Origin of the sequence: Amycolatopsis sp. NPDC051102, from assembly GCF_040682815.1 — a bacterium.
Lineage (GTDB): Bacteria > Actinomycetota > Actinomycetes > Mycobacteriales > Pseudonocardiaceae > Amycolatopsis.
In genome coordinates this window covers 112,454-124,225 of record NZ_JBFBBT010000001.1, presented here as the reverse complement: position 1 = coordinate 124,225, position 11,772 = coordinate 112,454, and the positions used below count along the sequence as shown (strand labels likewise).

Here is an 11,772-nt window from a genome sequence, read left to right as displayed (position 1 = left end):
ATCCCGGAGACGTAGGGTCGGCGTCGGGACGGGCAAGGTGAGCCAGCCGGGCATCGCTCCGAACGCCACCTTGCGGGACGGCGTCGTCATCTCGTCGTGGATGACCTGCCGGAGAGCGGCAAGTCCTTCGTCCCGGCGGCCGCAGTCGAGCAGCCGGGAGGCCGCGGTGACGCCGGTCGTTTCGAGAATCGTCCTCGGCGAGATCGGCCAGCAGCTGGCACTACACCTGGGAGCAGTACAGGAGCTGTGCACGCTGCCAGCCAGCGGGCGGGAGGTCGTCGCGTGATCGACCTGTATGGGCTCGCCGTGCACTGCCTCGCCGAGAACGACCTGCACCACGCCGACCCTCTCGTCAGCGAGCCCTTTTACCTTCGAACAACTGGATAAATAGCTTCAATCGGCGCCACTGAGTCGACCTTTAGCAGCATCGGAAACATCTTGCCAATCATCTTCGGAGAGAAATTCCAAGACCTCCGTCGGAGTATTCTCGTGTCGCGCCACCTGCAATCGCACCGACTCATCAGTATCACGAGCCAAACGAGCAAGAAGCTCCGGAGTCAGTTTTCTTTTCATCGACACCGCGAAACGCACTTCCACACTCGAGTCACCCGCAAGAATGCCGATAATTTCAATCGGCACAGCTTTGTTCCGGGCCACCCATACGCGAGCCTCAGGATACCGCTCAAGCACATCCATCCAGACACCCATGGGCGCCGCCTCAGTCGCCGCACGCCTATAGTCGCTGGCATTTTCACTGTACCTCAGCTCAATGAACTCCTCCGCCGAAGTAATCATCATCTCACCCCACGCAACTGGGACCACGGGATAAACTTGCCGACATCACTCTTCCACTTATTTGTGAAATAGTCGCCATATTTGTCCGCATCAGCGATCCACTCAAGCCCTTTACCAGTTTCGCGGTAGACCTTGAAAGCGGACCCGCCGTCACCTTTAACATCTCTTGTCCACCAAGTTTGATCAGACGCACTCTTGTAGAAAGTAGTATTGAACGGACCGCCCTGCTTCCTTGCCGTCGACCCTTCTTTTGTCAATTGCCACAATGCCCGGTCCGCGGCGACAGCCGGACAGTTATGCACGAGCACCGCAGCACTACTAGCGAACACATAATACATGTGTAGACCGTCGATGCTCAGGTCGTAGGAAGGGCCGACCTCAATGTGCCGGCCGACTCGAGCGATCGCCGTGCTGTCGACGAGCGCCTGCACCTGGTCACCGGTTCGCAATTGGCCTGCCTCGACCCAGTGATGAGAACGGGCCTCCCAGATCTGGTGGTGCTCGGTTGTCCGGATCGGCTCATCATTGCCGGCCAGCAGGAGGTCTACCCGATCGTGGTCGTCCTGCGTAACGTGAACCGCGGTCACCTTATGGTGCTCGACCGTCTTGCCGTCCGGGCTCGTGTTGGCGATCTCGTCGCCGATCTGCACCTCGGAGATCGGCTTCGTCGTGCCATCCGCCATCAACACCCGCGTGTCGCCGGTGAAGCTGTGCGCGACCTTGCACGCCGCCTGGGCCAGGTCCCACAGCCCGTCTTCGCCCTTGACCGCGTCGTCGATGACACCCGCGAAACGCGCTACGCGTCCCAGCTTCGACGAGTTCGCCAGCGCCACGATCGCCTTCCCACCCTTGAGGTACGGCACGATCGTCAACGCAGCCGAAAGGCATGCGCCCCAGGATGGGTCGTTGCTGCAGTCGATGGTGTCCGGGATACCCGTCATCTGCCAGCCGAGCTCCACGATCTCCTGCAGCGTCATGCCCTCGTGGTGGAACTCCCGGTAGATCGCCTCCGCGCGCTCTCGCGTCGGAGGCTTGCTGCCCTTTCGCGTGACATCGACGTTCCTCGCCAGGCAGTAGCGGCTCCAGTTGCATCCCCAGATCGACGACGACTTGTATTTGCCGTAATACTTGTCGTCACTGGCGTTGCCGGTGCTGGCCGTGTAGCCGTAGTTGGCGCAGGCGCGCCGGTCATCGGCGTCATGGCAAGTGCTGAGCATCGGCTCGAGCCCGGTCGGGTCCGGGTTGGCCAGCGGGTTGTCGAACCCGTAGGTGTAGGCGTTGAGATGGGCCGGCTTGGTGGGGTCCAGCAGCGGATCCGGTGTGATGAAGCTGCCGGTGTTCGGGTCGTACTCGCGGGCTCCGAGGTGCGTGAGCCCGGTTGGGTTCTGGTAGCCGCCCAGGAAGCCATGGTTGTCCACCCACGGACCCGCCGGGACACCCCGCGGGAGGCCGTAGGGATCCTGGAACCGCTTGTGCACCGTCAGGTCGGCCGCGTCGACGCTGGCGTACGTCGTGCCCTGCTGGTCGGTCAGCAACCAGGACACCCCGGTCGTCGCCTTGCGCTCCGCGATCGGCCGGCCGTTGTAACTGAAGTAGCGGGTGCCGGTGGCGAAGCTGCCGCCCGCCGGGACGCGCAGCTCGAGGTCACCGACAGTCAGGGTGACCCCAGCCGGGTCACGGGCGATCAGCCGGTTGCCGTCGGCGTCGTAGACGTACGTACTGGTTTTGCCGTCGGCCTCGGTGACCGAGGCGAGCTTACCTTCGGCGTCGTAGGCAAACGTCTGGCCGGCTGCGGCCGGGCCGCGGGTCTTGGTGCGACCGTCGTCGTAGTAGGTGTTGCTGGTCGAGCCGCCCGGCCCGGTTACGGTCTGCGCGGCGTGTGGTCGCGGGTCCCCCGGCGCCGGGTAGGTCGTGGTCGTGGTGGCGTCGCCGCCGGTCGTGTGCTGGACCTGGCTGATCCGGTTGCCGCTGGTGTCGTAGTTCCACGACGTCCAGTACTGCGCCGCGCCGCCGAGTCCGCTGACCACCGGGTCGGGTGCGCAGTCCCCCGATTTCGGGGTCCAGGCTCCGGTGAGCCGCTGCAACCAGTCGTACTGGAAGCACTGGACGTCGGCGGTACCGTCCTGCGGTGTGTCGGCGAGCTTGGTCAGGTTGTCGTCGGGCCGGTAAGTGTACGTCCGGTTCGTGATGTCGTGTCCGGTGGTAGTGGCGCGCTGGGCCAGCGTGGTGGCAAGCCTGCCGGTGCCGTTCTCGTAGGTGTTCGTCACCGCCAGCTGATACGGGCTCGCGGGGTCCTGGAAGTCGGTGCGCAAGACCTGCGCCTGGGGGTTGTACTGAATGCCCGACACCAGGCGGAGCGGAGAACCGCCGACGACCGCGGTGTCCAGCGTGCTCGCCTGGCCGAGCACACCGTAGTCGTGGTTGATCGTCTCGGCGGGGAGACCGCCCTTGCGCGGGCTCGTGGTGGTGTCCACCGCCCCGGTCAACGGGTCGTACGTGGTCCCGAAGTCGTAGGTTCCGCCGAGCCCGGTCTCGAAGGCGGGGATCGTGTAGCGGACGCCGGTGACGCGGCCAGCGGTGTCGTAGCCAGTGACGGCAGTGGAGTACGCGCGGCCGTCGACGTAGTGCGTGGACCCGCTGGGCTGACCGGGCAGCACCGTGTCGTAGGTCCACTCGGCGAGCTTCGTGCCGTTCACCGTGTCCTGGTACTCACCGGTCCGGCGGCCAATGTTGTCGTAGGTGTACGCGAGAGTCCGGTGCTGGGCATCGGTCGTCGTGGACAGCCGGTCGACGTCGTCGTAGGTATAGGAGGTGGCACCGGTGTCCGGATCGGTGCCGGCGGACTTGCGGCCGTGCAGGTCGTAACTCGCGGTCCAGACGTTCTTGCCGGTGGCGTCGGTGACGCTGGCGAGTTGCCCCGCCGGCTTGTAGGTGTAGGTGGTGACGTCACCCGGGTCGTTCGGTCCGGTGTGGTCGCGGTCGCGGTACTGGATCGTTCGGATGTTCTGGCCCAGGCCGTTGGTCACCACCGCGGTCGCGATCCCGCCGGCTGGCGGGATCGACACGGCGCGATCGCCGTCGTACCGAGTCGTCGTGCGCCACTGCTCGGCGCCGTTGAGCACGACCGCTGAACCGGTCGTCCGGCCGGCGCTGTCGTAGGTGGTGTACGTGCTGTTCGGCACGGCGTTGTCCTGGACGACCTGCAACGTCCCCGAAGGGCCCGAAGCACCGTTCCAATAAGCATTGTGCGTGATGGAAGTACGACCTTGGGAGTCGAACAGAGTGTCGGTGATCAGCCGTCCGCCCTGTGCGTAGGGCGTAGGTGTCTGCGTTTGCACCGTCCTGCCCAGCCCGTCGACGATGGCGTAGCTGGTCGCGTACGAGCCATTGGCCAGCAGCGTCTTGGTCGCGACCGAGCTGACCTTCCCGCTGTCCGCCGTCACCGAATACACGTAGATCGTCGACGCGGGCTGCGTCTTGCTGTGCCCGGGGCTCCACACCGAGGTGAGCCTGGCCAGGGGATCGTAGGCCGCGTCCGTGCGAAGGCCGCTGTTGTCCGTCTCGGCGAGGATCGCCCCGCTGACCGGATCGAGTTCCTTGACCGAGGTGAAGGTCCTGGTGTCGGTGGCACTCACCTGCGGTGTGGTCGTCGCGATGCGGGTCACCGGGCCACCGGTCTCCGGCGTATACACCGTGCGCGTCGGGAGGTTGCGGTGGTCGGCCACGGTCTGGCTGCGGCCGTATTTGTCGAACGTCGCCGTGTGCGCGGGGCTTTGGAATTGCTCGTCTCCGCCGGACGGCCAGCTGTCGAGGACATCGGTCTGGGTGACGTCGCCGATCGTCGGCGGAATTCCGTATGACGAGGTGTCAAAGGAGTTCTTTGTGTCGGAGATGATGTTCGTGCCCGTCACCGGTGCGTCACAGGTGCCGGCGAACGTCTGCGACCGTTGCACCGCGTTCAGCAGCCAGCTGCCGGGGTTCGCGAGGTAGGTCGTGGTCGTACACGTCACCTGGTCCGGAGCAGGCATGTCACCGTTGAGCGTTCCTGCATTCTCCGTGGCGATCTCGAAGCCGTAGTCACCGAACGTGGACTTCTTCCGGCTGACCCGCCACTGCTGCGCGGCGTCGATCCACGTCCGTGTCCGCTGGACCGCCGTACCGGTGTAGAAGGACTGGAACCCATCGGTGTCGGTAGCGGTGGCGTCGTTGCTCCGCCAGGGATCGCTGAGCCGCTCCTCGATGACCTTGCCGTCGAGGTAGGTGAGTTCCTCCCGGACGTATCCGGCGTACTGGTCGCGATCGGTGACGCTTTCGCCCCAGTAACTGGACACCGAAGCGCCGTCCATGCCCCGCAGGTAGCGGGTTTCGGTGACGGTGCGCGGGCCGGACGGGTCCCCGGCTGCCTGTCCCTTGGTGGTCTTGACGTCGCCGTAGCCGCGGAACTGCGACCAGGTCCGGTACTTCGGGTTGACCAGGGGGTTGTCGTCGTGGTGCCAGGCTGCGCCACCGAGGTAGTCGTAGTGGGTGACGATTTGCTGGGACAACGCTGTCTTGCCGTCTTCGTGTACTTCGGTGACCGGGAACTTGTTGAACCAGTCGAGGATCGGGTCGGTCGCACCGCCCGGTGTCCAGTAGACGGGGTAGCAGGCGAGGGTGTTGCTTTCAGGGGCGGCCGGCATTTTCACCCCGGTGACGCACTCGGGCTCGGCGTAGGTGACGGACGTGACGCCACCGGTCGAGTTGGTGACCGAGTCGACCCGCTGCCGGGTCAAAGCCGTGTACCCGGTCGTCGTGTTGACCCGGTTGGCCTTCGGGACGCCGTGGAACGTCGTCGGCGGCAATGAAATCGGCGGGTTGGTGCTCGACGAACCGGCCAGGCCCGTCTCGGTGATCGAGTCCAGCCAGAGGGCGGGGCTGCCGCCGCTGCCCGGAGTCGGGAAGGACTGCGCCAGCGTCCACGACACGACCGGTTTCCAGCCGCCCGCGCCGTCGGTGACTTGCGCGGTGATCGTCTTGTAGCGCTTGCGGCTGAAGAACGTCGGGGACGCGTTGAGGCATTTGGCGCCCGTGGCGCAGATGCGGTCGAACGGGACGTCGGGCCAGCGTGTTGCGTTGTCCTTCGTCAGCTGAGCCGGGTCGCACGTGAAGGTGCTGGTCGGTACGCACCGCTCTGTCGTATCGAAGAGAACTCGTGCCGGGGGCGTCGTGTAGACGTTGGCGACGCGGGTGTTGAAGCCGTACTCGACGCGGGCGAGGGAGCCGCCACGGACGTACGCGCTGGGTGCGGCGGTGTTCCCGTTGACCGCGTAGGCGTTGTTTTCGACATCGTAGTAGTAGGCCGTGGCGTTGCCGTGCGTGTCGACCGCGTAATCGAGGTTCCAGCGCCATGCCGTGCTGGCGCACAGCGAATCGGCGAAGGCGGCGTGGTAGCAGGGCTCCCCGCTGTTGTTGCTGTACACCGGTTCGGTCCACGTCGAGCGGGTTTCCGGATTGCCTTGCTGCCAGCCGGGGAGGTGATTGAGGCCGAAGAAGTACTGCGTGCCGTCGACCGTGGTCAGCTTCCACGCCTCGCCGCCCTGGGCGCCGTTCGCGGCGTTGGCGAGCTTCTCGATCTTCGCACCCTTGTCGATCTTGGTGTGCCAGCTCTCGGGGTGGTCCTTGTCGTGCACGAGCATGTCGCTGGTCCCGCCGAAGGACAGGGTCGCGTTGTCGGAGAACCAACAGAGATCACCGTTCTGCTTGTTCTGCCCGTTGTTCCCGCCGAGGTCGTCCGCGCACGACTTGTACGACCGTTCGATGAATCCGCCGCCGGACAGGGCCCAGCCGTCCCCGATCGCCGATGCCTGGTTGTTCGACGCCGAGGTCAACCCGTCCACGGCATCCGAGGAGTAGTCCAGGCTCAATGCCGGACCGGTGCCGCTCGGGCCCGCAGGCGTCTTCAGCGGGTAGGAGTACGTGAACGCGCCCGTGGATCCGCCCGAACTCCACGACCCCGACGGCTTGAGGTCGGTGGCCTTGAAGTCCCCGCCGTCCCCCTTGTCGCCGGCCTCGGCGGCCACCACAGCGGAAGTCTCGGCCGCCGCGAAGCCGACCTGCCCAGTAACGTGACCGGCCCCCGAGTCGTTGCGCGAGGCCAGCGACGTCTTCTGACGACACAGCGGCACGTCCGGGGTGGTGAGCACGCACCCGGGGTACCGGAACAGCTGAAGCCGGCCGCCGTAGTCACCGCCGTAGGCGGAGGCGAACGACCGGTAGTCGACGTCGACGTCGAGCGGTCCGGTGGTGTCGCCGCTCAGGGCGGACAGGCGAACGAGGCTTCCGCGTACACCACTGCGGTCCGCGTCGGCCTTCCCGAGCACCTCGACCCGCACCGATCCCTCGGCGTGCCGCACCCCGGAATCTCCGCCCTTGCGGGAAATGGTGACCGGAAGCGGCGATATGGCCTTACCCACGCCGGCCGGAGGCAGCGCGACGTCGGCTGCCGCGGCGGCCGGCCACGACACCGACGGCGTCGGCGCGGCAGCCATCGCGACCGGAGCAGCGCTCAGTCCGCTGGGCTGGACGTCCACGGAATCCGTTTGCTGCAGCGCGGGCAGATCCCAGCCGAGCCCGTGCCACCCCGGTGCGGCCGGAGCCGCGACCGCCTGCTGACCCGTCCCCAGCAATACGACGACAACTGCTCCGGCGACGGCTCTGACCCGTCTGCTCGTCCTCGAGAATGTCCGCATACCTGTTCCGCCCTCTGAAGATTCGATGTGGCCGCGGTGGGTTCAGTTCTGGAACAGCAGCCGGGGATCGTCGTTCACGGAGTCGTTCCGCACGTCGACGCCACTTCGCACACCGGAGTAGACCCTGACTCCGGCGACAGCGCCGATGAGATTGTTGGTGTTCTGACCGGTCCACACCCCGCTGCCCAGAAGCAGCCTTCCGGTGCTGGCGCCCACGTTCACCCCGGTCGCGTTTCCGGAGCCCGTGTAGAACAACCCGTGCTGCAGCACGCCGTTGACGTAGAGGGCGATCGTCTTGGTGGACACGTCGTAGGTCGCCGCGAGGTGGGTCCACTGGTTGTCGACGGCGTCGACGTCGCTGTACTCGGTCGAGGCGAAGATTCCATTGGCCGTGGGCACGGTGACGATCAGGCTCCACGCACCGTGATCACGTCCGCTCGCGTCCTTGTAGGGGCGGTAGCTGAGGAAGAACGGCGAGTACTGCGACTCGTCCGTGCTGATCATCGTGCGGGTGGCGGCATCCACCGGGCCGTGCGCGGCGACGTCGGCGGCCGTCCAGGTGTGCTTGACCCAGCCTTCCACGGTGAAAGACTTCTCAGTCCGCAGGTTCACCGGGCGCGATCCGGTGATCCGGCCGGACCCGGAGCTGTCGAACTGCGCCGCGCAAGCGACCGGTGTGCCACCGCTGTCAGGTTCGGCCGCGAGCTTCACGCCGCCCGTGGCAGTCGCGGCGGTCTGCGTCACGGCGTCGAGGTAGCGCAACCCGTTCGTCGCGGCGACCTGGTCGTCGGTGAGGGCCGCGGACCAGACACGAACTTCGTCGACAACACCCTTGAACGGGGTTTTCCCGCCGGGCTCCGCCCCGAGCAGAAGCGGCCCGTTCGCCGTCCAGGCTCCCGAGGCCGTGGCGTCGGCCTCGTGGATCCCGTTGACCGAGAGGCGCAGGTGCGAAGTCGGGCCGTCGAACGCCGCGGTGAGCAGCGTCCAGGTCCCGGCCTGCGGTGCCGACTTGCCGACCGCCCACATCCGGGTGGCGGCGGGGTCGTCGGCCGAAGTCATGCCGAACGCCCAGCGATTCGCTGCTTTGTCATAGCGCAGCACGAAGTTGGCCGCGGTGGTCCCAGCCTGTGACAGGACGGTGTAGTCCGTGTTGAGGTCCGCCGCATTGACCCAGGCCGAAACGGTGAACGAGTCCGCGGTGTTCGCCGCCGGTCCACTGGTGGTTCCGTAGCCGCTCACGCCGTCGAGCTGCAACCCGCCGCCGTCGTGCCCGGGCACCCGGGCGAACCCGCCCGTCAGCGTGGCGGTGTGACCGTGCCCGGTGCTGTCGGCCGCTGTGTTGCCGCTGGTCTCCCCCAGCGTCCAGTTCGTCTGCAGTGACGGGATCCGCGATGTCGTGGAGATCAGCTCTGGTCCGCATCCTTCGGCGAGGCCGTAGTTCGCCAGCGGAACCACGGTGTTGGCCAGGTCGTGCACGTCCTGCCCCGACAGGGGCCGCTGCCACACCTGGACGTCGTCGAGCGCCCCGTGGAAGAAGTCGGCGCGAGCGCCGGCCCACTTCGTTGCGCCCAGCACCGCCGGTCCGGTCGCGGCCCACGGCTGGGCCATCACGGTGCTCTGCTTCGCGCCGTCGACGTAGAGCGTGGCGACCTGGGTCGACGCGTCATACGTCCCCGCCACATGGGTCCACACCCCGGCTTGAGGCGGCCCGCTCGAAAAGGCCCAGACAGCCGTCGGCGTCGCCGAATCCCCGGCCGTGACGCGCAACGCCCAGGCGTTCCGATCCTTGTTGTACTGCAGCGCGAACGCCATCGACTGGGTGCCGTCCTGGGCGATGACGGTCTGCGAATGGGTCATGTCACTGAGCTTCGCCCAGGCTGCCACCGCGAAGGACTTCGCCGGGTCGAGCACGCGGTCACCGGTTTGGGCGTAGCCGGTGGTTCCGTCGAACGTGAGACTGCCCTTGCCGCCGTCGCTGTAGCCGTTCGTGTCGGGGTGGGTCCAGCTGTTGCCGTGGTCGTAGCCCGGCCCGGGGGTGACACCGCCGGAGATCGTTGCCGGGTGCGCCGGCAGTCCCGCGTTGCCGGGAGTGGACGACGCGGTGTCGGTCAGCGTCGAGCGGGACGGTTCGTCGGCGCCCCAGGCCGCCACCAGGTTCTTGCTGGGGATCAGCGGCTGGACGTGGTACGAGCACGAGGGTCCATCCAGTGCCGGGTTGGAGTTCGGCAGCACCACACACGTGGCGTTGGGGCTGGGTGTCCCGGCCTTGTTGACGGACTTGACCTTGATCAGATTCTGGTTGCCGTTGGCCGCCACCGCCTTGATCGCCGTCGTGGCGACCATCTTGCCGTTGGCGTCGGTTCCCTGAACCGCTGGTGCGGTGGGCGACCCCTGAGTCTGCGGCTCGGAACCGTCGGTGGTGTAAATGAAGTGGTCGATGTCGTAGAAGTTCTCGGTGGCCATGCCGGTCCAGACGCTGAACTCCACCGCATCGCCCTGGACCTTGGGATCGGTCGACGACGCCATCGCCACCACGGGTGCCTTGGGTACCTGGGTGTCCACGGTGAACTCGCAGTTGCCGACCCAGTTCGACCACAGTTCACCGTCGTAGGCCTGCATCGACCAGTTGTAGATACCGTCCTCGTTGATCCACCCCGCCGGCACCGCGGCGAGCTGCGCAGTCGCCCCCTGATTCGGCCCCGCCGTGCCTACTGACACGAGATTGGCGGCGTTCTCGTGCACGTAGACGTTGTGACCCAGCGCCCCGTAGGCGAGGGCGAACTTCGCGTAGACGGTGCCACCATCCGGATCGGACACGCGGCCCGCGATCTGCGGCGTCTTCGTGTACACCCAAGGCCGGTTCGCACCGGAGGTGCACGGCAGGAGACCGTTCTGCATCGACAGGCTCGCCGGCGGGTTCGGGTAGGAGTCGTAATTCACCTGGAAGGAAGGGTTGAGGTCGAACCGCCGCCACGCAGCCATCCCGTCGCCCTCGTTGGCCGCCCCCAGCATGAACCACGTACTCGCCCACCGGTTCGCGGCCGCGTCCTTCGCGGCGCGGGTGGCGTCGAACTGGCCGACGACGCCCCCGGCGTCGTTGCAGTTCGCGACGTTCATGGTCGACAGCTGGTAGCCCCAGCCAGGCTGAGCCGCCCACCGGGTATCCGGGCTCGCGGCATTCGCCAGCCACAACCCGGTCGGCGCCGGAGAACAGCTGTAGCTGTGCTGGATCGTGGTGTTCACCGTGGCGCTGTGCACGACCGTGCCGGCGAGCCGCGACGAATCCATTTGGATGTATGACCGCGACGTACCGGCAGTGTCGTAGTTCTCGTAGCCCGCCTTGAGATTCGACAGGTCCCCCGTCGACGCGTTCCAGTTCCTCGCCTCTGGATAGCCGGACTGCACCACCACATGCGACTGGATCCCGCACGACGTACACCAGTTGTCCGGGTCCAAGGACACCGGATACCGAGTTGCCGGATCGGTCAGGAACGCCTGGTCCGGGCTGATGGTCACCTTGTCCTGCGCGAGAGCGACATCCATCACCGCCTCGCGGCGGCCGCCGCCTTCACCCAGCTGCTGTTCCGCGGGCGAACCGGCACCGGTCGAGTCCCACATCCGGGACGCGTCCCCGGCGAAGACCACCTGCCCGGCTGCGTCCTTGACCTCGAGCCCGTCCGCCGGGGCACTCTGCGCCGGAGTACCGCGGCCTTCCCCCTCGGCGACCGAAACGGTGGTGTTCCGGGTGTGCAACCCGAACGAAATCTCCCGCAGCCGCGAGTCCTTCGCCGCCACCGGCGTCTTGATGACCAGGTTCTCCGTGTACCCCTGAGGCGCTGCCTTCACGGTGAGGTCGACGCCCGGCAGCACTTCGGCGTACACGGCCGTGTCGCCGTCCAACGTGGGCGTCGGGAGGTCACTGCCCCATTTCAGCCCGACCTCCTTGCCGTCGTGCCCCTCTTGGACGATCGGTGCGGCAGCCGAACCGGCGCCGCCGGAGTTGAGCTTGACATCGACGGTGACCGCCTTCGGCCCGATCGAGCCATCCGCTCGATGCACCAGCGTGGTGTCGACCGGCGTCCAGCCGGCGGCCTGTTTCACCCGAACCGGGTGAACGTACTGCGTCATCGTCCACGAACCGTCCGGATTGGCCATGGTCTGCGACGTCTCGGTGGTTTCCGAGCTCACCTCGACCGGCTTACCACCCTCCCGGGCATAGGCAGCCGCCGTGACTTGGTCAGGAGCCGAA

At 66.6% G+C, this 11,772-nt stretch carries 4 protein-coding genes; 1 reads left to right on the top strand and 3 read right to left on the bottom strand.

The window, feature by feature from the left end; translation table 11 throughout:
• Positions 1-37 precede the first annotated feature (37 nt).
• Entirely contained in the window at positions 38-286 is a 249-nt protein-coding gene (locus AB0M93_RS00395) for a hypothetical protein (protein ID WP_364266341.1), read from the top strand.
• Between the two features lie 107 nt (positions 287-393).
• On the opposite strand, the gene AB0M93_RS00390 is transcribed toward AB0M93_RS00395, so the two are convergent.
• The 3 genes from AB0M93_RS00390 to AB0M93_RS00380 all read right to left on the bottom strand — a co-directional run bounded on the left by AB0M93_RS00390 (position 394) and on the right by AB0M93_RS00380 (position 11,711).
• Complete coding sequence (locus AB0M93_RS00390) at positions 394-795, bottom strand: hypothetical protein (RefSeq protein ID WP_364266339.1); 402 nt, start codon at positions 793-795, stop codon at positions 394-396.
• Positions 795-7,460 carry an RHS repeat-associated core domain-containing protein gene (locus AB0M93_RS00385; protein ID WP_364266336.1) on the bottom strand — a complete coding sequence of 2,222 codons (6,666 nt, stop codon included), beginning with the start codon at positions 7,458-7,460 and terminating at the stop codon, positions 795-797. Before AB0M93_RS00385 ends, AB0M93_RS00390 begins: the two co-directional genes overlap by 1 nt.
• A 105-nt stretch (positions 7,461-7,565) precedes the next feature.
• The gene (locus AB0M93_RS00380) at positions 7,566-11,711 is read right to left on the bottom strand and encodes a LamG domain-containing protein (RefSeq protein ID WP_364266333.1); all 4,146 of its coding nucleotides are present in this window, start codon (positions 11,709-11,711) and stop codon (positions 7,566-7,568) included.
• Between the last annotated feature and the right edge of the window lie 61 nt (positions 11,712-11,772).